This window comes from Arthrobacter sp. D2-10 (assembly GCF_054161285.1).
On the sequence record NZ_CP096431.1, the window covers coordinates 2,304,095 to 2,325,448 of the forward strand.

A 21,354-nucleotide genomic window follows, 5' to 3' on the forward strand; every position below is an offset into this window, starting at 1 on the left:
GATTACCTACCTCAAAAACAATTCAGCAAGGATATTGACCGAGTTCAGCAAGGATTGGCCTTTAGACTTTGAATAGTCGGTATACACGATCTCCACCGGATGCTCCACCCATCGGGGCTGCAACTCCGCGATCCGGTGCACGATTTCGGACGCATGAGCCATGCGGTTCTGCGTCAGATGAACGTTCTGAACGAAATCTCTTCCGAGCACACGAAGCCCGTTATGTGCGTCAGTGAGGTCCAAGCCAGTCGCAAGACGCGACTGGATTGCCGCCGTCTTCAAAACGAGCCGCTTCATCCGGGAGACGTTCGTCCGGTCGTCGAGGAAGCGGGAGCCCAAAACAACGTCGGCTTCCCCGGCCCGAATTCGCTCAAGCATCGCGAGGGCGTCAACTTTACGGTGTTGTCCGTCTGCGTCGAACGTTACAACAGCATCCATGTCGGGATCCTGTAGAGCGTACTCAAAGCCGGTCTGCAGGGCCGCCCCTTGCCCGAGATTGATCGGATGTTGCACGATAACGGCGCCGGCGGCCCGGGCCACGTCCTGAGAACCATCTGTGCTCCCGTCATCGATGCACACAACGTGCTCAAAGTGGTTCCGCAGGTCTCGCACGACCCCGCCAACTACGGTCGCTTCGTTGTACATAGGGATGACAATCCAGGCATGACTCACGTCGTTCAGTATTCCACAGAGCCTCAGAAGCTCTGATCACTCCAGTGGAAGGCGCCAGACGCGGTGATATGCTCGATGGCTGGTTACGTATGTGTGCCTCCGACCAGTCTCAGCCATTCGAAAGTCTTTGATGTCCTGGATCCAAATTGCGCCTGCCTTCGCATGTGCTCTGGCCTTGGCCTTCGTGCCGGGCGGGTTGTTGGCCTATACCGCGGGAGCGCGGAGCTATCACCTCCTTGCTCTGGCCGCTCCGCTTTCAATCTCACTTGTCGCGCTCTCTGCGATTGTTGCCGCGCCGCTCTCGATCAGGTTCGGCTTCATTCCACTGCTGGGACTTACTGTAGCTAGCTGTACGGTTGCGCTGCTTGCACGGCGGATGTTGCGTTGCCCGCTAGTGCCTCCTACAGGTCATCACACCGTGGTTCGCATGAACTGGAGTGTCCCGCTTACTGCACTGGCGGTCGCAAGCAGCCTCATTGGATCGAACTTCATTAAGATTATCGAGCGCCCCGACAATTTTTCACAGACGTACGACAACATATTTCACATGAGCGCCGTCCGCTATATTGCCGACAGCGGCTCAGGTACGTCCTTGACAATGGGTATGTTGGGTACAGGGCCAAACATCTTCTACCCGGCAGCGTGGCATGATTTCGTTGCCCTTATCCATCTATTCACCGGCGCCTCGATTCCAGTGGCCATAACGGCGGCGTCATTAGTAATTGGCGCGTTCATCTGGCCAGCGTCATGCCTGTTGATCGCGACCGTCCTATGCCGCCCACGCCCATTGGTCATGCTCGGCACAGCGGTCATATCAACCGGATTCGGTGCGTTCCCATACCTCATGATCAATTTTGGTGTCTTGTATCCATATCTTTTGGCTTTAGCGATACTTCCTGCAGCCATCGCCTTGGTTTGCGAACTCTTCCGGGTAGGCATGGTGAGGAGGACGCCTACGGATCGTCGGGTAATCGGACTATTTCTCGGCGCGCTTGTCCCTGGGCTTGGACTAGCCCACCCGAGCGCGCTTCTTTTCCTGATGTTGGTTGTGCTGCTCTTCACCCCCCTCCCATTCCTCAAACGTCTACTCGCCCCAGGGGATCTCAGGAGGAAGCTCCTGTCTGCTACGGCGATGGTAGGGGTCCTGACGGTATCGACCTACGTTGTTCGCGAGATTTGGACCATTGCGAGACCCACACGAGGAGCATCATTCTGGCCGCCAACTCAAACCAGCGCACAGGCGCTTGGAGAGATAGCGACGCTGGCCCCTATGAGAGCACCGATTGCATGGCTCATGCTCGCGCTCATTCTCACCGGGATGTACTCGGCCCTCCGGTTTCAGCTACACCGCTGGACACTCATTCCGATGCTCTTGGGCTCATTCCTATATGTAGTCGTCACTTCTTTCCCCAATGACGACGTTCGCTACTTCATCACAGGGATTTGGTACAACGACGCATACCGTCTTGCAGCTCTGCTGCCTATCGCGCTCCTGCCCGTCATTCTGCTGGGTTGGAGAGCGGTCAGTGACGCGTACGAGCGCATGGCGGCACAAGTCGTGCGCACGGACAATCTTCACGCCGGCTCCGCTTCAATTGGACTAAATGCCATCGCTCTTATCCTGTTGATCGCGGCTACGCAGGGCGATTCGGTGACATACGCGGTTCGAACTGCCTCCGAGAGTTACGGCATCAGCGAAAATTCCCCTCTCATCTCCGCTGATGAGGCTGCACTGCTCGAGCGAGTACCGGAATTGGTGCCGGAGTCGGCAACAGTTGTGGGCAACCCCTACACGGGCGCATCTCTGGTATATGCCTTAGCCGACCGCTCCACGCCATCGCCGCACGTAGCACAGGGGCAGAACCCGCAGGCACAGGTTCTCCTCAATGAACTGGACGAAATGCTGACGAATCCCGAGGTCTGCTCCGTGGTCGAGAACATGGGGCAAGTCTTCGTCCTGGACTTCGGTCCGGATGAGGTTCATGGTGGTTCTCACCCGTTTAAGGGGACCGACAGCATATCGCCAGCCACCGGTTTTGAGCTCGTCGCTCAAGAGGGCGAGGCTTCCCTCTGGAAAGCCGTTGGTTGTTGATGACGGTCGGCGAGCGGCGCTTTAGCCCGATGCATTGTTGATATTCAGGCGCGTCTATAGTCAGGTTTCCACTTCGTTCACACGATGGTGATCGGCTGATCAGGCGCGCCGAAGAACCTCAGCGGATTACGAGCTGTCGCTAGAGACAGTAATCTACTGCTGAGGGAACCGTCCGGGTGCTAGGTCATACGGGTGCTCTAGCCGCGGAGCTCGGCCACCGCTTCATTGACAGGCCCATCAAAGCGGACCTTGCCCCTTTCCAGGACGATCCCCCTGTCACATATCTGAGCTACAAGATCAAGGTCATGGCTCACGACGACAAGCGTCTTACCTGCCGCTGCCAACTCCTTGATCTTCGAGATGCATTTCTTCTGGAAAGGCTCATCCCCCACGGCGAGAATCTCGTCGACCAGAAACACCTCAGGGTTGGTGTGAACGGCAACGGAAAAAGCCAACCGCAAGTACATTCCGGAGGAGTAGAACTTCACCTCTGTGTCAATGAACTGCCCGATCTCCGAGAATTCGACGATGGAGTCAAACCGGTCGAGGATCTGTGCTTCGGTCATCCCCAGTATCGCTCCGTTGAGGAAGACGTTGTCCCTGCCGCTCAGATCCGGGTGGAAACCGGCACCGACCTCGATCAGCCCCGCAACCCTGCCGCGAGTCCGTACACGTCCAGAATCAGGCAACATGACTCCGGAGATGTGCTTGAGCAATGTACTCTTCCCGGAGCCGTTCAGTCCGAGCAGAGCGACGGCCTCGCCTTCCTCGATCGTGAGAGTCACTTCACTGAGGGCATGGAATTTCTGGGACAGATCGCCTTTACGCCCCTTGACCAACCAGACGAACGCTTCCTTAATGGAGCGGGTATGTCGAAGGACGAATTGTTTCGTGACGCTCTCGACCTCGATTGCAGTACTCACTCATAGCTCCTGGGCGAATCGGCCTTCAAGGCGGCGGAAGGTGTACTGACCCAGCACGATCACCAGTACTGCAATTCCCACCGCGAGGGGAGACCAAACAGTGAACAGGTTCGGCGGCATCAGGCTCGCCGGGTCGGTTGCAGCGTCAGTCGTAGGCTGCCAGAAAGCTACGTGAAACAGTTCGACGGCGATGGTTATCGGATTGAGCAGGTACAGGGTGAGAAAGGTCTCCCCCAGCGTGTCGCGCACCATGGTCCACGAATAGAGCACCGGCGACGCCCAGGTAGCTATCATCAGCAGCATGTCGACGAAGTTCTCGGAGTCACGGAAGTAGACGTTGGCGGCGCCGAAGAACAGGCCCAAACCCGTTGCGAGGAGAGCGACGATAACGAACCCCAGTACAGCGGCAGCGATCTGTGGCACACCGGGTGCCCACCCGGTCAAGAGGCATGCAATGAGCAGCACGACCAGCTGCGGGACGAAGTGGACCGCCGATACCCACACGGAGGCAACGGGGAAGAGTTCCCTCGGCAGGTAGATTTTCTTGATCAACCCGCCATTTCCAACAATGGAACGGGAGGCGTTGCCTAATGCCTCGGTGAAGAAGTTGATGAGGATGATTCCGGAAAACAGGTAGATCGGATAGTTCTCAGTGTTCCGGTTCATGCCCAGGAAAATCCCAAGAGCGAACCAGAAGACCACGAACTGCACACCCGGCTTGACGTATGACCAGAGGAGACCCAGTACCGATCCGCGATAACGGACCTTGATTTCCTTTGCGACGAGCAGTTTGAGCAGGAATCGTGAGCGAAGCACGTCCTTTAAACCACGCCCGAGCCCGGGCGTCGTCAATTCTGTGCTCAATCCCGGGTTCCGTTCTGCGAATGCGCCTCGAAGGTCTTCTTCCACGCGTCAAACGAGGTGATCTCCGGCAGTTCCTTCCGGTATAGCTCGCGCAGTCTTGGCCACTCGCGAAGGATCTCCGCATTGAGCCTGGCGGATTCCGCAAGCATGGCCCGAAGCTTCCGCGGGTCACGCTGGTACCAGGAAGCACCGGTCCCCTCGGCATTGGAAACCACAGCGCTGTCGTACTGCGACATTCGCCACCACTTGTTGTCCTGGTGGGCAACGAAGGCCTGGGGCCGCTCCTTGCTGGTGTTCGCGATGGGCTTGCTCAGCTGCCGAACGATAGTCTTCGCAGCCCAGGGCACGAGCTGGAGATGAGAGGGTGCTCTGAAACCCATACCGTGTCGTGGCGGCTTGTCCATTTTCGGCGCGGGAAAGGCATCCGGGTCATTGCGGAACTGGGAGTCCGGGTATTGACTCGCCATCGCCCTGATCTCCGGGAGCTTGGTCGGAAGAATCGCGTGCAACTGGCCGGGACCTTTGAGGACATCCCGCAACGCCATCAGCCGGCCCATGGCGGTGTAGTACTGCATCGAAATCAGGTGCTTGATGTCCATGTAGCCGGTTTCACGGACTACCCTGCCGCCGTGCTCATACGGGCTATGGAGCAGCGCTGCAATCAGCCTGTTGCGCGTGTGGAAGTAGGCCTGCCAGCCCACCAGGTCGTCCTTGTCAATCCACGACACATGCCAGACGCCGGCACCGGGCAGGGAGACAGTCGGATAACCGGCGGCTTTGGCACGGAGGCCGTACTCAGCGTCATCCCACTTGATGAATACAGGGAGTGAAAGTCCGATGTCGCGGATCACTGCCGTGGGGATCAGGGCCATCCACCACCCGTTGTAGTCCACATCCACCCGGCGGTGCAACCAGGGCGTCTGACGCAGGTTGGACCGCACGAAGTCGTGGCCGAGTATCTGTTCGGCCACTGGCTGGTCTGGCTGGAAACGCCACGGATTGACCGTCTCGCCGAATGTATGAAGGACCGTCCGGTTGTACAGATCGAACATGTGGCCGCCGACAATGGTCGGAGTCTTGCAGCGATCGGCGAAGGTCAGGAGACGGGAAATGCTCTCAGGCTCGACGACGATGTCATCGTCGAGCAGGAGCACATAGTCACTTCCGTTCTCAACGGCTTCGTACATGCCCCTGGCGAAGCCTCCCGAACCGCCCAGGTTGTCCTGGTCGATTATGCGCAGCTTCCCCTGAAGGGCAGCACGGACCTCGTGGAATCCAGGTTCATCGGCAACCTTCTGGGTTCCCTGATCGACAACGAGGATTTCTTTCAGACGCTCGAGATTCTCTGGGTGGTCGGCGAGGATCTGCAGGTTGTTCAGGCAGAAATCAGGCTTGTTCAGGGTTGTGATCTCGAGAGTAATGCTTCCCGGCTCCCTCGGCTCCTCGCGGGCGCGCCACTGGGCAGATTCAAGCAGGAAGTCCTCCGAACCGGCCACCAGGTCGAACCAGTACCACCCTCCGTCCCCGAAGGGCTTCAGGGAGAGGTCGAAAGTGGTCGTCGCCGCATCGGAAACCCGTTGCGTGTCGACGTGCTGCAACGAACCTCGGGCGTTGGATTTGTACACACTGATGCTGCCCTGCCCGGAAGTCGAAACCGATAGGCGAATTTCCCGAAGTGAAGTCCATTTGCGCCAGTAGCTCGCCGGGAATGCGTTGAAGTAACTGCCGAAGGAAAGGCGTTCGCCCCGACGGACCAGTGTCGAATGACGTGATCGAAAATCCTCGGCATGGATCTGCTTGGCGTTGCTGAAGCTTCCGGACGGGGAGCGGTCCTGCGACGCGCTGCCGTCCATGGTGTTGAGCTGCACACTGAGCGCGTTACCACTGTCGATGTAGAGCGCTGCAGTGTCGAGGTTGCTCTCCTGAGGAAAGATGACACGCTGAAGTGTCTGCCACTGCGCGGTGTCTTCGCTGTTGTTCCCGTGTGTCGCCGTCGTCGTGCTCATTCCTCCACGCCTCCGCTTTCGAGCCGTGCGCCACCGTTGAAGTGGGGCTTGATCTTGTTATCGAACATCGACAGCGCCGACCCGATGGCCATGTGCATGTCGAGGTACTTGTAGGTGCCGAGACGACCTCCAAAAAGCACCATGTCCTCGCCTCGGGCGAGGTCGCGGTAAGCAAGGAGCTTCGCACGGTCAGCTTCAGTATTCACCGGGTAGTAGGGCTCATCGTCCTTTTCGGCGAACCGTGAGAACTCACGCATGATCACCGTTGCGTCCTTGGTGTAGTCGCGCTCGGGGTGGAAGTGCCGAAACTCATGGATGCGGGTATAGGGGACATTTTCGTCAGGGTAATTCATCACCGGGCAACCCTGGTAGTCCTCGATGGGAAGCACTTCCTCCTCGAGGTCGATGGTCCGCCACGAAAGATCGCCCTCTGCGTAGTCAAAGTACCGGTCAACCGCGCCGGTGTACACAACCGGAACCTGGCCCAGAGTGGAACTCCGCGAATAGGGGTGGCCGTCATCGAAGAAGTCCGTATTGAGCTCGACGGTGATGTTGGGGTGGGCAGCCATCCGCTCGATCCAGGCGGTGTAACCATCCACCGGCAAACCTTCGTACTTGTCGTTGAAGTACCGGTTGTCATAGGTATAACGCACGGGCAACCGGGAGATGATTTCGGCTGGAAGGTTTTTGGGGTCCGTCTGCCACTGCTTGCCGGTGTAGTACTTGATGAAGGCCTCATACAGGGGACGGCCGATGAGCTGTATCCCTTTATCGTTGAGGTTCTCGGGGTCGGTTCCCGCCAGCTCACCCGCCTGCTCCTGGATGAGCGCGCGGGCCTCGCCCGGCCCCATCGAGGTGCGGAAGAACTGATTGATGGTGCCGAGGTTGATCGGCATGGGGTATACCTCGCCCTTGTGGCTCGTGTACACCTTGTGCTGGTAGCTGGTGAAGTCGGTGAAGCGGTTGACGTACTCCCACACGCGTTCGTTCGACGTATGAAAAAGGTGAGCGCCGTATCGATGAACCTCAATGCCGGTCTGCTGTTCATTCTCGCTGTAGGCGTTTCCGCCGATGTGGTGCCGACGGTCCAGCACCGCTACTTTCAGACCGAGGTCCTCGGCCGCACGCTCAGCGATTGTCAGGCCAAAAAAGCCGGAACCTACGATGACGAGGTCAACGTTCACAAAATCTCCTGTACTGGATAGCTACGGACAACATGTGTGCACTGCCCGCGCCACAAGGTTACCCGACTCCGACTCCAGCCCTCCTACGCACACCTCTTGCGCAGATAAGATCTGTATATGACAGCTACGACTTCCAACCTGTGACGGCACGCCTTACCCTTCGCCGCGTTCTGTTTCCGGCGCCCGTTCTTGCCCCGGCGCCTGGCGGCCTGGGAGCCGCGTTCGGTCTTACGGTAACGGGCATCTTCGTTCAAGGATTGACGCGTCTTGGGTATAGCGTATTAGTCGGACGTGTCCTCGGGCCCGCTGCCCTTGGCGACCTCGCCTCTGTCCTAGCCCTCGCATCGTTCCTTGTACTTTTCTGGCCTGCTGCGGGTGCCAACGCCGCTGGCAAGTTCATTGCGCTTGCACGGGGCGAAGAAGATCTGCAGACAGCGCGCGCCACCGAACGCTTCGTAGCGAGCTCATCGACTATCGCAGGCTGCATCCTCAGCACCGTAGCTGCCCTCGTCGTCGTGTTCCAGTTTGGGGCTGGCTGGCTTGCCGGAATAATGGCTGGCGCTCTCACTGTCGCACTATCCGGATATAGCTTCTCGCGGGGCCTTAGGGTCGGCTACGGTCATTTTGTTACCACCGCTGTGTGGGACATCCTTGCATCCGCACTCAGTCTGACACTTCTCATGGGCGTGCTGGTCGCGGGTTGGGAGGCGGTATTGCTACTACCGCTGGTGGCCGGTTATACGCTGTTCGCCGTTACCGCTTGGCCTGCCAACGCTTCCGGGAAGCTGTCCCCGGAGCGGAAACGGGAAATCCTCCGGTTTTCGGCTTGGTCTTCGCTCAACATCATGGCGGCTGGAGGACTGCTGCAGTTATCCATCGTCCTCGCGCGTTCATGGTCCAGCGGCGTAGAACTCGGCCTATACAGCGCCGCCGTGCAACTCGCCACCCCTGCTTCGATGCTCTCCAGTGCCATGCTGACGGCTATGGGACCCTCTCTGGTCACCAAGTTCGCGGCCGGGGACCTTTTGGGGATGCGGCAGGAGCTCGGGAGGATCATGAATATAACCATTGCTTTCTTTATGCCCTTATTCGTTTTCGGTGTGATCTGGGCTGAAGTAGCAATGCTGATCGTATTCGGGTTTCAGTTCACCCAGGGTGCGACGTACTTAGGGACACTACTTGTTGCCGTCTCGGTGACAAGCTTCAATGCTGCGAACGCAAGGTTGAATGGCACTGAGGAGCGAGGCATTAGAGAACTCGCTGCGGTGAACTTCACAGCACTAGTGGCGGGAGTGGCAGTCATGCTCTGGCTGGGGCCGCTTTTGGGGGCATCAGGTTCAGCAGTCGGGTACCTTACCGGGGCTCTCATCAGCGGCACGGTGCCCTTCTTGATCGTTTGGAGAAGGGACTCGATGGCTTGGCTTCCGGTGCTCGCACGGCTGACCGTAGCCTATCTCGCCATGGTAGTCGCCTTGGTCGGGCAGCACTCGACGGGAGGGGCCATCTGGTGGAACATCGCCTGCTCAGGCGTCTTTGTGGTGATCTGGTCGCTGCTCAACGCCACAGCTTTCACTTCGGGAATGCGGAGAGGGAGAAGCGTCTTGCGGCGCCCTAGATAACCCACTGACGGGCGAATCCGAGATCAACGCAACATGGCCGATGCCGGCAAGAACCGAACCGGGGACTCAGGGCTCCACGCGAAACGCACTACTTGTGGAAGTACTGTGTCGATTCGACCGAATCGACGGCGGGCGAGCGCGAGCTCAACTAAGCGGCCTTCCGTGGAATGTGGTTCAAGGATCGCATCGATCAGGCGCCTATCAGCGATACTCAGCGGACACACCGCAGTCTCAGCCGTAGCGAGCAACTCGTTCAAAATCGATCTCAATTCACCCAGGTCTTGATTGGACCAACCGCCTGACTCGTGCCTGGTAAGAATGAGATTGAAAAAGTGGACGCGAGTGAGTTTGGTTGCGATGGCGTTCTTCGTCCGTTGTGACCTACTGAGGTACCAGTCGCTGCGCGCAAGACGAACTACAAATTCAAGCTCCTGCGACACTGCTCTACGTGCGTATGTCACCCTATCGGCGGCATCAGCACCAACGACATATTGCCCTGCCCGCGCGGCATAATCTATGCGATCCGCTCCAAACCAAAGCTTCGCGGAAAACTCTTGGTCTTCGCCTGTCGGAAGACCTTCCGAGAAGCGCAGACCAAGTCGGCGGATCGTTGCCGTACGAATCAGCCCGAGCGGAGCCGTCCGATAAGACAACCGGTCCTTGACGGGGTCGAGGTCACGGGTCCGACCAACGCGCAAGACTGGCGTCCTGATTTTGCGCCCGTCAGCGTGCCGCTGGCGCGCAATTACGGCGTCGGAGCCGTACTTTTCAGCTAGGTCGAACCAGTCTCGCAGTGCGCCTGGCTCATGCATGTCGTCACTACCCATCACCGCGCTGTACCGAGCAGTCGCGTGGTCCAAACCCATATTAAGAGGTCCAGCGGGGCTTCGAATACCATCGCGCAGATGAAGATATCGGATCTTGTCCCTCAGGTTTTCACCGATCTGTGCTGCTATCTCCTCGATGCTCACGTTATGACAAACGACAGTGACGCGAACGCCGCCCTGTTCACCCAGCACCAGTCCGGACCGTGCTACCGACTCAACGGCCCGTCCGACAGGCCGCGCTGTGTTGTGGACGGCGATCACCAGGTCAACGGCAAAATCCTGCTGCTCGGGGGGAACCAACGCTCACCGCCCAGATGCAACGTTTACGGCGCGCCGGGTAGCTGCACCATAGATGCCATCGAAAAGAAGCGACACGGAATCCGGGCTGAACCGCACGCGAATGGGTTCGGCCAATGCGCCAATCGGCATGGGAAGTAAGCGATCGCGAGCTTCGAGGATAGCTTGCGAAAGAGACTCTGCATTTGGTTCTTTCACGAGTACGCTGTTTTCGCTGGTGCAGTAGTCGTCGTACCCGCCGACGAGCGCGGCAACCACGGGCCTGTCAGCGGACAGAGCTTCGGCAGCCGCTGTGAAGAAGTTCTCCTGTGCAGACGGCAAGAAGAAGAGATCCGCTCCTTCTATACGCTCAAGGACCTGAGCAGGGTGGACAGAGCCGGCGAAGTGCACGCGGTCGGCAATACCCAGCCGCGACGCACAAGTTCGAACGTCCGATTCGAGCGGGCCACCACCTACCCACTCATATTCCACATTAATGTCCATGTCCACGAGTCGCCTTATCGTCTCCAGCGCGAGATAAGGCCGTTTTCGAAGCTGAAGGCCACCCACCGCAACGAGACGCAACGTGCCGCTGGAGGACCTGGGCACGATCGGCCTAGTGTTGTTGACGACGCAAGGCACGACTGATGCGGCTCCTGTCCGTGAGAACTTCTGCAGCGAGTCCGCTAGTTGCTGTGTGACCCCGGTGACCCGATGAGGTAGACGAAGCACGTGCCTGCTCCAGGCGAATTTCTCCCAAAGGGGCCCAACGCTAGAAGGGTTCGATACACCGTTCCAATGCTCAGTGTGGACCCAAGGAAGCCGTAGGAACGTCCAGACTGGCGCCATGACGAGGGCGCTTGAGAACGCCATGGTGTGCACAAGATCACTTGAACGAGCTTCGCGCAGCAAACGCAATGCGGCGCGAGCAAAACTCCATGGGCGGCCAAGACTGACGGGCAGTGTTAAGACGTCAACGCCGTCATACACCGATGACCGAGGCGATCCTTTTGAGTGCAACCTGACGTGCACTACGCGAACGGAGTGGCGCAAACCTATAGCCTTAACGTGTTCATGATTGAACGGTGCTTCGGTGGGATTGCTTGAAGAGGGGTACCAGGTTGTTACAGCAAGAACCCTCATCCGTCCGCCTCTCCTATCCTCGACAAATACCCCGGCTCGGTGATCGACCCCCTCATCGTTGGTGCTCACCGACGAGCTGAAACTTCACAAGTTCTCCTGTAAGTCGACATAAGGGTGAAAACAAACGGCTGTCGCGTCTAGGTTACCCGAACACCTGGGACGGGCTTTGATCGCTCAGCCCGCCGCTAAGCTGAGTTCTATGCGGGCACGAATTCTTTGTATCTCCTTCTCGGACATCTGCTCCGATGCGCGTGTGCTGCGCCAGCTCGCCGTGCTGAGCGAATTCGGTGACGTCACGACTCTTTCCTACGGCAAGAAACCGACACAGTCATCCAACCACATGAGGATAGAGACCCATCTACCTTCTTTACCTCAAACGCCGTTAGGCGTCCTTCTACTCGCGGTTCGAGCCTTTCGGGCGGTTGAGTTCCGGGCACCGGCTGTCAAACGAGGTCTGGAACTGGTAGGAGAGGCTCCCTTCGACCTGGTGGTCGCGAATGAAGCTCGGGCACTTCCTCTCGCCCGCCGCATTGCCGGACCCGATGTTCCTGTTTGGGGAGACATGCATGAGTGGGCGCCCGAAGAACGAGTCCACGTGAAGTCATGGAAGATCCTTATAAAGCCCTTCATTACCTGGATCTGTAAAAAGTATCTGCCAGCTGCCACTGCTGTCACCGTTGTCAATGACTCCATAGCGCAGCTGTATCAGTCACATTTCGGGGTGACCACAACCACCGTGCGAAACGCACGGCCGTTCGAAGACCTCAAGCCCTCACCGATGGACCCGGGAGTTATTCGTCTCGTACATAGCGGCGGGGCAGTGCCGGGCAGGAATCTCGAGGGGATGATTCACGCCGCGGGCGTCTTGGGACACGAATATTCGCTTGACATGTATCTCGTGCCGGCACGGGACGGAGGCCGGTACAAGGCTGAACTCGAAGCCTTGGCCACCAGTTACGGCAACGTCCGACTGCTGTCGCCGGTACTGCCGCATGAGCTTCCCTTGGTTCTTAACGCATATGACCTGGGAGTTTTCAGCCTCCCTCCACAGACACGCAACCACGCGCTGATGCTTCCGAACAAGTTCTTCGACTTCGTTCAGGCTCGACTTGGCGTAGTGTTCAGCCCGTCTCCTGAAACTGATCGGCTGATCAAAGAGCATGATCTGGGCGCGATCACCCGCGACTTCTCTTCAGAGTCTTTGGTTGAGACAATTCGATCAATAAGCCGTGCAGACATTCAGAGACTGAAGGAGAACGCTCACCGGGCCGCTACCTTGCTGAGCTCACAGACCGATGAGAACTCCGAGAGAGACATCCTTCGAAGGCTGCTGAAGCCAACCGCTGCATGATCAGCTGAAAAGAGAAACTACACTGCTTGTTATGCGTATTCTCAGCGTGGTCGGCGCGCGCCCTCAGTTCGTTAAACTCGCTCCCATAGCCTCAGCCATGCAAGGCAAAGCGGACCACCTTATCGCCCATACCGGTCAGCATTATGACGAGCTGATGTCAGACGTGTTCTTCCAAGATCTCAACATACCAACGCCGAATTTCAATCTAGCTGTTGGATCCGGGCCGCATGGACGGCAGACGGGGGCCATGCTCGCCGGGTTGGAAGAGGTGCTTGAGCAGGCTCAGCCCGACTGGGTGCTCGTTTACGGAGACACAAACTCAACGCTCGCTGCTGCGGTAGCCGCCGTGAAGATGCACATTCCGGTCGCGCATCTGGAAGCCGGTTTGCGCTCATTCAATCGACGAATGCCGGAAGAACACAATCGTGTATTGACTGATCACGCGGCAGATCTGCTTCTTGCCCCAACTGAAGTGGCAATGACCCACCTTGCCAGCGAAGGGCTAGCTGATCGCAGCGTGCTGGTCGGGGATGTTATGACGGATGTGCTGTACCTGACCAGGGATGCAGTAACAGGAAAGCGAGAACCGCTGCCCAACAACTTGTCCGCCGGAGAATATTACGTAAGCACCATCCATCGGCCAGACAATACGGACGATGCAGCTCGGCTTTCCGCCATCGTTACGCAGCTCGCCGAGCTCGACAAGCCGGTTCTCCTCCTGGCTCATCCGCGTCTTCGCTCGCTGGCGAAGGACCACGGGATCGCTCTCAACCGGGGATCCCTCCGATCCATCGATCCGCTTGCCTACCCCCAACTCATCAACGCTGTTCAGAACTCTGCAGGCGTCATCACGGACTCTGGCGGTCTGCAGAAAGAAGCGTTCCTACTTCGGGTTCCCTGCACGACAGTAAGGCCTGAAACTGAGTGGGTGGAAACGGTGGAGCTAGGGTGGAACGCACTTGTGTCAGAGGACTTGAGTCAAATCGGGCGAGCGGTGACCCGTCCATTACCCCCTGCTACTGAGGCCGCGCCGTATGGAACCGGGAAAGCAGCGCATCAGGTGGTAACTGCCCTTCTTGACGCCAAAAGGTCGTAACCCGGTTTCCTGAGCCTGCGCTCGTCCCCGCTCCTAACTCCGGTGGGATAAGACGGCCGCAGCAGCGCGTTCGCCCGCCATACGCAGCGACGCATTGTTGTTCACCCAATCCACGCGCAGCTGTCGGGCGTCATCTTGCTCTATGAGGAAGCGACGCATCACCTCTGCTACGTGTCTCGGATCGTAAGCGACGCTTACGCCCAGATAGTTCTCAGCCACCATGGTGGCTGACTCACCGACACCGGCGTAGATAACGGGAGTGCCGCAGGCGGCAGCGGCGTAAATCTTGGTCGGTTTGGCAAAGTCGTAGCCCTTCCCGGGCACTATGCTGACCAGCGCTGCCGCTGCTCCGCGGATCCATGAAGCAGTTTCCCCCGGCGGCCGCACCCCCAGAAAGGTGACTCGGCCGGAAACAACCTGCTCGGCAAGTTCGCGCAGCTTGGACTCAGACGCCCCTTGACCCAGGAAGTAAATCCTCACATCTTCTTCGAACTCCTTCAGCGCCTCGATGAAGATCTCAGCACCCTGCCATTCGGACATGGTGCCGGTATAGACGAAGTATGGGTGTCCGGGTTCTTCGTGCGGTCCGTTCGGGTTGAATGTGTCCGTATCTACTCCGTTCCCTACAACAGTTACACGATGGGACGGGACCCCAAATTGGGGCAACTGTTGCGCCACTCCGTCGGATATCGCCAGTACGTTCGTGGCTTTCCTCAGCGCCACTCCCTCGACCCACCGCATGATCGAAACGACCGGGCGTGGAGCGCCCATTGCCATCACTGCATCCGTCCAGATGTCAGCTGCGTAGTAGATATACGTACGTCTCCTGATCCAGGAGGACATCGCGACAATGAGTCCTGTAGTTGGAGGAGGTTCGCACACGACCACATCCGCCCGGCTAAGAAGCAGTCGGAAGAACAGAGGAAGGTCGAAGCTTAAATACTGGACATAACCCCGAACATTCCCCCCCCGGTCTCGCAAGACCGGCCATCGGGATACTCCAGGCTCCTTCATATACTCGGATGGTGGGACTGTCGTCATTACTCTCACTCCAGCGCCAGATCGCTGAAGCGCGTTCACGAGCGCGCGTAGGCGGAAAGCTGCGGCTCCTACTTCCGGGGGATAAAGCCTCGTTGCAATTACTGTTCGAATAGTCACGCGCCGAGATCCACCATTCTTCCGCTACGGGCCGACTCAATCATTGCTTCGGCCACCCGCAGGGTGTTGAGTCCTTCGCGCATTGTTACAACGTCATGGCGCTTGCCCGACACCGCATCGCGAAACGCCTCATGCTCCGCTTTCAACGGCTCACGCTTGGTGAGCGCCAACCGGGTGATATTGCCTTCGCTGACGCCCCGGAAGTTCGATACAGCTTCCCACTCAGTATTGATGGTGCCGTTCTCGTAGAACGTCAGATCAGCTGTGAGCGTGTCAGCTACGAAAGCACCTGTCTCTCCGGTGACCACCGTCAGCCGTTCCTTCATGGGCGAAAGCCAGTTCACCAAGTGGGATGTGATCACGCCGTTTGCCAGTTGGCATGACGCGGTCACCATGTCTTCATGAGGGCGGCCTGACCGTGTACTGGTTCGGGCAGAGACAGACTTGTAGGGTGACTGGGCGAGCCACGCAGTGAGGTCGATATCATGAGTGCCCAGGTCCTTCACGACGCCGACATCGGCTATGCGTGAAGGGAACGGTCCCTGACGACGGGTTGCCACCTGGTAGACGTCGCCAAGGTCGCCGTTTTCGATACGGGACCGCAGCGACTGCAAAGCGGGATTGAACCGTTCGATGTGTCCCACGGCGCCCACCAGTCCAGCGTCTTCAAACGCATCAGCCAGCTTCACCCCGCCTTCGATCGTGGAGGCGATCGGTTTTTCAACCATCGTGTGCACTCCGGCAGCGGCAAGCGCGAGGCCGACTTCCTCATGCAGACCCGTCGGCACTGCGCACACCGCCATGTCGATCCCCTGGTCGATCAGCTCGTCCACGGACCCGCACAACGACAGGTTCCCGGCAACACCGTGCGGGTCGCCGAAGGCATCGGCAACCGCGACCAACTGGACACCGTCGAGTTCGCGCACCACGCGGGCGTGGTGACGGCCCATCATCCCCAAACCGATCAGGCCTACTCGCAGATCCGCCATCAGGCGCCCGCTCCCGCGAGCTTGTTCACCGCGGACACGATCCGGTCCAGGTCCTCCTCATCGAGCGAAGGATACACCGGGAGGGAGAGCACCTCTTGTGCTGCGACTTCGGTGTTCGGGAGGTCCTCGCTGCGGTTGAACGAGGGCAGGCGGTGATTGGGGATCGGGTAGTAAACGCCGCTGCCGATGTTGTACTCATCCTTCAGCGCGGCTGCAAAACCATCCCGGTCTCCGGTGATGCGAATGGTGTACTGGTGGTACACATGCTCGGCCCCCTCCGCTACGGTCGGGGTCCCGACGCCTTCGAGGTTGTCGTTGAAGAACGCTGCGTTTGACTGGCGCTGGGCAGTCCAGCCAAGTACCTTGGTCAGCTGCACGCGTCCGATCGCTGCATGAAGGTTCGTCATGCGCGCATTGAAGCCGACGAGCTCGTTCTCGTACTGGCGCTCCATGCCCTGATTACGCAGAAGACGAAGATTCCGTTCGATCGTGGAGTCTCCGGTCGACACCATTCCGCCCTCGCCTGAGGTCATGTTCTTGGTCGGGTACAGCGAGAACATCCCGAAATCGCCGAAGGTGCCGACCTTCCGTCCGTTCAGTCCGGCACCGTGAGCCTGTGCGGCATCCTCGAAAAGTTTTATGCCGCGGGCGTCAGCCAACTCCCGGAAGGCGACAATGTTGGCCGGATGCCCATACAGGTGAACCGGCATGATCGCCTTGGTCCTGTCCGAAATCAGCGACTCGACATGGCTGATGTCAAGGCAATAGTGGTCCAGCTCGATATCGGCGAATACCGGCGTCGCACCCGTGAGTGCTACCGAGTTCGCCGTTGCAGCAAAAGTGAAGGAAGGAACGATCACTTCATCGCCCGGACCGATCCCCGCAGCCAACAGACCGAGATGCAGCCCGGACGTCCCCGAGTTCACCGCGACAGACGCGCGCCCGTCGAGGAGCACATCCGAGAACTCCTTCTCGAATTCCGCGACCTCGGCGCCTTGCGCCAGCATGCCTGAAAGGAGCACTGCATCAACTGCTGCCCGCTCCTCATCCCCTACAATCGGCTTCGCTGCCGGAATGAATCCTGTGCTCATTTCTGTTCCTCTACTGGGGCCAATGTTCCGTCTGTCTCGCTATATTTCTCACCGGTCTCAGGGCAAATCCACAGCCCGTCCTGCTCCTTGAGCGGGTGACCGGCTTTGCCCACCCACCCCAGACGGCGCGCAGGCACTCCGGCCATGAGCCCATAAGCGGGTACGTCCTTGGTTACGACGGCGCCGGCGGCCACTGTAGCCCAGGCGCCAATAGTCACCGGGGCGACGCACACAGCACGTGCGCCGATGGAAGCGCCGTCCTCAATGGTGACACCCACGGGCGTCCAGTCATGCGCGCTCTTCAGCGTGCCGTCCGGTGACACGGAGCGTGGGTAGGTGTCATTCGTCAGGACAACGGCCGGGCCGATGAAGACGCCCTTCCCGAGCGTTGCTGGTTCATAGACCAGGGCATAGTTCTGAACCTTGGTGTTCTCCCCCATCAGGACTCCCGTCCCAATGTAGGCGCCACGGCCAACAATGCAGTTGGCTCCGAGTTTGGCTTTCTCACGGACCTGTGCCAGATGCCACACCTTCGTACCCTCGCCCAGTTCGGCCTCTTCCGAGACGTCAGCGCTATCGGCGATGTAAGTCATGGGAATTCCCTTTCGTTGCGCGAATCAGGCTTTACCGATGACCCTATAGGTGACTCCGGCCCACTGATCAGCGGTGCTTACCCGCCGACCATCAATGAACGTCTTCACTCCTGGGAGATCGGCCGGCGACAACGCCGCGTACTCCGCGTGGTTCGCCTGCACCACTGCCGCATCGACGGGTTCGCCAACATGGTAGGCATCGAAGCCCAGCGCTGCCAGCTCATCGTCGGTATACAGCGGGTCGTGCACAAGGACTTTCGCGCCTCGCTGCTTGAGCGCTTCAACCGTCGCAAAAACGCCCGAGAAGGCGGTCTCCTTGACTTCCCCCCGGTACGCAGCACCGAGAACGACGACGGTGGCGCCGTCAAGGGTGCCATGGGCGCCCTCCAGCAGTCCGACGGTATATTCGGGCATCGCCGCGTTAGCCTCGCGGGCGGCCCGAACGACCGTTGCGGAAGGATCATTCCAGAGGTAAAGGCGGGGATAGACGGGAATGCAGTGACCGCCGACGGCGATTCCTGGCTGGTGGATGTGGCTATAGGGCTGGGAGTTCGACGCTTCGATGACCTTATAAATGTCGATACCCGCTGTCGCGGCGAACCGGGCGAACTGGTTCGCCAAACCGATGTTCACGTCGCGGTAGGTTGTTTCAGTGAGCTTAGCCAGTTCCGATGCTTCGGCTGAGCCAAGATCCCACACTCCGTTGCCGCGAACCAGGTCAGGGCGCTCGTCGAAATCAAGCACGGACTCGTAGAACTCGATCGCTACCTTGGCTCCGTCATCGGAAAGGCCGCCCACGAGCTTGGGATACTTGCGCAGATCCTCAAAGACGCGTCCTGTCAATACGCGCTCAGGGGAGAACACCAGGTGGAAGTCCTGGCCCTCGACAAGACCGGAGCCTTCCTCAAGCATGGGCTTCCAGCGGTTCCGGGTGGTCCCGACCGGGAGCGTCGTCTCGTAGGAAACAAGCGTGCCCGGCGTCAGGTGTTTGGCGAGTTCGGCGGTTGCACCGTCCATCCAACCAAAATCCGGTTTGGCATCTGAGTCCACGAACAAGGGCACCACGAGGACTACAGCGTCTGCATTGGGGACGGCCTGCGCGTAATCGGTTGTTGCTCGAAGTTTGCCTGCAGGCACGAGTTCGGAGAGCTTCTCCTGAAGGTGCGCTTCACCGGGGAAGGGCTCCACGGCGTTATTGATGGACTCGACGACCTGTGCGTTGACGTCGACGCCCACCACTTCGTGCCCCTTTGACGCGAACTGGACCGCGAGTGGCAGGCCGATCTTCCCGAGGGCAATGACAGCAATTTTCAAGACGAAATGACCTTTTTCTCTAGGGCGTTGGTTCGACCCGACAATTCAGTGACCAAGACTATCGTTCCTACCGGAGATCCGCCCATCCGGTCACTTCCTTGAACATCTCGAGGAACGCCGGGTACATGGACTCCACGTAAGTCTCCGTGAGGTGATTGTCATCGATATAGACATAGGTGTTTCCAACAACCGGTTCGCACGCGGAATCTGAACAAATCAAGTCAGTCGCGTCGAGGAGAAGGGTGCCTGGCGCGACGTTCAGGATCTCCCCGAACGGGGGTTTGTCATTCAGGGTCACGTTGCGGTCCCGGCTGCACCGGGTCACGTCCCCCTTGGACTGATTCAGACAGCTGGTCATGTTGAACGAGTATCTCGGGTTGTCTCGGATGCCGATAACTTCAATGTCCTGCGCAAGAAGCATCTTGGAGGCAGCAGGGAAACCGGGAACAACCGTATCCTGTGCCGTGTCAGGATGCGCTTCGGTAGCCACGGCAAAGACGGCGTCCGGGCTGAGTCTGCTGATGTAAGTAAGTGCTGCTTCATTGAAGTCCCTGCAGTCGGCTCCTCGACTCTCAGCGGGTACACCGAAGTCGCAGCCGCCGTCGAGCAGCGCGACCAGCGTCCACCCGTTTTGCTCGGCCAAGGGACGCATCACCCCGAGCCACTGTTCGGCGTGCGAATCGCCAACCACCACAAGCGTGCGCTCGCTCGCGGAAGGATCGATGCCGTTATGGCTGCAGTGCTCGGCCAGGCGATCCTCCTCGGGAGCGAGGTCGCTGCCCATGCACAAGTCAGACAGCGACGCCCACTCACCCTGAATGTCACTGGCTGCTGGAATGATCGCGGCCTGATACTCTCCGACCGGTTCAACCAGTCCCGCCAGCACCCGCGCACCGGGGTTGTCGGCGATAGTCTGGGCGCTAAGCCGGTCAGCCTGTATCTTGAGGGCGCCCTGCCAGGCCGTTAGCGGCAGCGCCACCGTCAGGCATGAAACCACGATCGCCGCTGCTGCGTATCGCCGGCTTACACGTTTCCTCCCCCGGATAGGTTCCTCCACGAAGCGCGTCGTCAGGTAAGCGAGGAAGAGAGAAACACCGATGATCGCTGCACCGGAAAGTGGTCCTACCTCGGAGCGGGAACGGAAGATGAGGTATATCACCATGATCGGCCAGTGCCACAGGTAGAGGGCATAGGAATAGTCGCCAATGCGAACCAGCGGTTTCCAACTCAGGAACCTGTCCGCTCCAAACCGGCTGCCGGTAGGACCCGCCACCATGATGGCGCCGCCGGCGAGAAGGGGCCAGAGTGCGATGTAACCGGGGAATTCACGCTCAACGTTGAGTATGAATCCTCCGGTGACCATGGCCAACAGCGCGAGCCAGCCAATCACTAGGCGAAGTGAACGCGGCAGTGAAATGTACGGAAGCGCGGCTGCAAGCAAAGTTCCAAGCGCGAACTCCCAGAGGCGTGCCCGAGTGTCGAAATAAGCGTAGGACTGGTTGGTATAGGTTTCCGCTACCGAATAGGCGAGCGAAGCGCAAAAGACGGCACCGAAGACAATGACGACGATGAGCCGGAATCGAAATCGTCCGAGTTTTGCGAGCAGTGCGCACAACGAGAAGAGGAGCGGCCAAAGCATGAAGATCTGTCCTTGGATAGACAAGGACCAGAAGTGCTGGAGGGGGCTCGCAAGGCTGTCGTCCGGTGCGTAGTAATCAACTGACCGCTCTGCCAACAGCCAGTTCTGGACGTAGAACAGGGAGGCCCACGTTTGGTCCAAGATTTCGCTCCAGCGGGATTGCGGAACGAACAACAGCGTGGCAGCCAATGTGCCAAGCATCACGGTCGCGGCGGCCGGAAGGAGTCTGTTGAACACTTGTGACCAGTAACGTCCCAGCTCGAAGCTGCGACCACTTTCGCCCTTGCGTAGGAACGACAGGGTGAGGAGGAAGGACGAAATCAGCAGGAATACGTCAACACCGCCGGATACGCGATCGAACCAGATGTGATAGACGACCACCAAGAGTACAGCGAACGCCCGAAGCCCCTGAATTTCGGGCCGATATGACGCGTCCTTTCCGGCTGCGCCCGACGGCCGCTCTCTGTCAATCGCTGCCAAACCTGCCACCAAGTGTGTCTCCAGGGAATCCTAGTCG

17 protein-coding genes are annotated in these 21,354 nt (G+C 58.8%); 4 read left to right on the forward strand and 13 right to left on the reverse strand.

Annotated elements, in window-relative coordinates; genetic code table 11:
* Positions 1-6 precede the first annotated feature (6 nt).
* Positions 7-672, reverse strand: coding sequence for a glycosyltransferase family 2 protein (locus tag M1D74_RS10765; RefSeq protein ID WP_458115313.1), 666 nt, complete (start codon positions 670-672; stop codon positions 7-9).
* Positions 673-802: 130 nt separating this feature from the next.
* On the opposite strand from M1D74_RS10765, the gene M1D74_RS10770 reads away from it, so the two are divergent.
* Complete coding sequence (locus tag M1D74_RS10770; protein ID WP_458115314.1) at positions 803-2,764, forward strand: DUF6541 family protein; 1,962 nt, start codon at positions 803-805, stop codon at positions 2,762-2,764.
* Positions 2,765-2,961: 197 nt separating this feature from the next.
* On the opposite strand, the gene M1D74_RS10775 is transcribed toward M1D74_RS10770, so the two are convergent.
* The 4 genes from M1D74_RS10775 to glf are packed head-to-tail and all read right to left on the reverse strand — an operon-like array spanning position 2,962 to position 7,741.
* The gene (locus M1D74_RS10775; RefSeq protein ID WP_458115315.1) at positions 2,962-3,687 is read right to left on the reverse strand and encodes an ABC transporter ATP-binding protein; all 726 of its coding nucleotides are present in this window, start codon (positions 3,685-3,687) and stop codon (positions 2,962-2,964) included.
* On the reverse strand, positions 3,688-4,551 hold the full coding sequence (locus tag M1D74_RS10780; RefSeq protein WP_458115316.1) for an ABC transporter permease: 864 nt from the start codon (positions 4,549-4,551) through the stop codon (positions 3,688-3,690).
* The gene (locus tag M1D74_RS10785; protein ID WP_458115317.1) at positions 4,548-6,557 is read right to left on the reverse strand and encodes a glycosyltransferase; all 2,010 of its coding nucleotides are present in this window, start codon (positions 6,555-6,557) and stop codon (positions 4,548-4,550) included. The genes M1D74_RS10780 and M1D74_RS10785 overlap by 4 nt, the downstream gene beginning before the upstream one ends.
* Positions 6,554-7,741: a UDP-galactopyranose mutase gene (gene glf / locus M1D74_RS10790; RefSeq protein WP_458115318.1), complete on the reverse strand. Its 1,188-nt coding sequence runs from the start codon at positions 7,739-7,741 to the stop codon at positions 6,554-6,556. Before glf ends, M1D74_RS10785 begins: the two co-directional genes overlap by 4 nt.
* Before the next feature lie 140 nt (positions 7,742-7,881).
* On the opposite strand from glf, the gene M1D74_RS10795 reads away from it, so the two are divergent.
* Positions 7,882-9,360, forward strand: coding sequence for a lipopolysaccharide biosynthesis protein (locus M1D74_RS10795; RefSeq protein ID WP_458115319.1), 1,479 nt, complete (start codon positions 7,882-7,884; stop codon positions 9,358-9,360).
* A gap of 23 nt (positions 9,361-9,383) precedes the next feature.
* On the opposite strand, the gene M1D74_RS10800 is transcribed toward M1D74_RS10795, so the two are convergent.
* Both M1D74_RS10800 and M1D74_RS10805 read right to left on the reverse strand, forming a co-directional pair.
* Positions 9,384-10,487 (reverse strand): glycosyltransferase, encoded by a 1,104-nt coding sequence (locus tag M1D74_RS10800; RefSeq protein WP_458115320.1) that lies wholly within the window; start codon positions 10,485-10,487, stop codon positions 9,384-9,386.
* Between the two features lie 3 nt (positions 10,488-10,490).
* Positions 10,491-11,606, reverse strand: coding sequence for a glycosyltransferase (locus M1D74_RS10805; RefSeq protein WP_458115321.1), 1,116 nt, complete (start codon positions 11,604-11,606; stop codon positions 10,491-10,493).
* Positions 11,607-11,877: 271 nt separating this feature from the next.
* On the opposite strand from M1D74_RS10805, the gene M1D74_RS10810 reads away from it, so the two are divergent.
* Together M1D74_RS10810 and wecB are read left to right on the forward strand one after the other, a co-directional pair.
* On the forward strand, positions 11,878-12,957 hold the full coding sequence (locus tag M1D74_RS10810) for a hypothetical protein (RefSeq protein WP_458115322.1): 1,080 nt from the start codon (positions 11,878-11,880) through the stop codon (positions 12,955-12,957).
* A 31-nt stretch (positions 12,958-12,988) separates the two neighbouring features.
* A complete protein-coding gene (wecB, locus tag M1D74_RS10815; RefSeq protein ID WP_458115323.1) occupies positions 12,989-14,053 on the forward strand; it encodes a non-hydrolyzing UDP-N-acetylglucosamine 2-epimerase in 1,065 nt (354 codons plus the stop codon).
* A gap of 33 nt (positions 14,054-14,086) precedes the next feature.
* Here wecB and M1D74_RS10820 read toward each other — a convergent pair whose 3' ends face one another.
* From M1D74_RS10820 to M1D74_RS10845, 6 genes are all read right to left on the reverse strand, one after another.
* A complete protein-coding gene (locus M1D74_RS10820) occupies positions 14,087-15,211 on the reverse strand; it encodes a glycosyltransferase family 4 protein (RefSeq protein ID WP_458115324.1) in 1,125 nt (374 codons plus the stop codon).
* Positions 15,208-16,200, reverse strand: coding sequence for a Gfo/Idh/MocA family oxidoreductase (locus M1D74_RS10825; protein ID WP_458115325.1), 993 nt, complete (start codon positions 16,198-16,200; stop codon positions 15,208-15,210). The genes M1D74_RS10820 and M1D74_RS10825 overlap by 4 nt, the downstream gene beginning before the upstream one ends.
* A complete protein-coding gene (locus M1D74_RS10830) occupies positions 16,200-17,291 on the reverse strand; it encodes a DegT/DnrJ/EryC1/StrS family aminotransferase (protein ID WP_458115326.1) in 1,092 nt (363 codons plus the stop codon). Before M1D74_RS10830 ends, M1D74_RS10825 begins: the two co-directional genes overlap by 1 nt.
* Complete coding sequence (locus tag M1D74_RS10835; RefSeq protein ID WP_458115327.1) at positions 17,288-17,884, reverse strand: acyltransferase; 597 nt, start codon at positions 17,882-17,884, stop codon at positions 17,288-17,290. The genes M1D74_RS10830 and M1D74_RS10835 overlap by 4 nt, the downstream gene beginning before the upstream one ends.
* Positions 17,885-17,908: 24 nt before the next feature.
* On the reverse strand, positions 17,909-19,198 hold the full coding sequence (locus tag M1D74_RS10840; RefSeq protein ID WP_458115328.1) for a nucleotide sugar dehydrogenase: 1,290 nt from the start codon (positions 19,196-19,198) through the stop codon (positions 17,909-17,911).
* A 67-nt stretch (positions 19,199-19,265) separates the two neighbouring features.
* The gene (locus M1D74_RS10845; protein WP_458115329.1) at positions 19,266-21,326 is read right to left on the reverse strand and encodes an acyltransferase family protein; all 2,061 of its coding nucleotides are present in this window, start codon (positions 21,324-21,326) and stop codon (positions 19,266-19,268) included.
* Positions 21,327-21,354 lie beyond the last annotated feature (28 nt).

Coding starts and splice junctions, on each gene's coding strand:
- wecB (WP_458115323.1), top strand. CDS start 12,989: ATGCGTATTCTCAGCGTGGTCGGCGCGCGCCCTCAGTTCGTTAAACTC.
- M1D74_RS10785 (WP_458115317.1), bottom strand. CDS start 6,557: ATGAGCACGACGACGGCGACACACGGGAACAACAGCGAAGACACCGCG.
- M1D74_RS10805 (WP_458115321.1), bottom strand. CDS start 11,606: ATGAGGGTTCTTGCTGTAACAACCTGGTACCCCTCTTCAAGCAATCCC.
- M1D74_RS10830 (WP_458115326.1), bottom strand. CDS start 17,291: ATGAGCACAGGATTCATTCCGGCAGCGAAGCCGATTGTAGGGGATGAG.
- M1D74_RS10835 (WP_458115327.1), bottom strand. CDS start 17,884: ATGACTTACATCGCCGATAGCGCTGACGTCTCGGAAGAGGCCGAACTG.
- M1D74_RS10825 (WP_458115325.1), bottom strand. CDS start 16,200: ATGGCGGATCTGCGAGTAGGCCTGATCGGTTTGGGGATGATGGGCCGT.
- M1D74_RS10770 (WP_458115314.1), top strand. CDS start 803: ATGTCCTGGATCCAAATTGCGCCTGCCTTCGCATGTGCTCTGGCCTTG.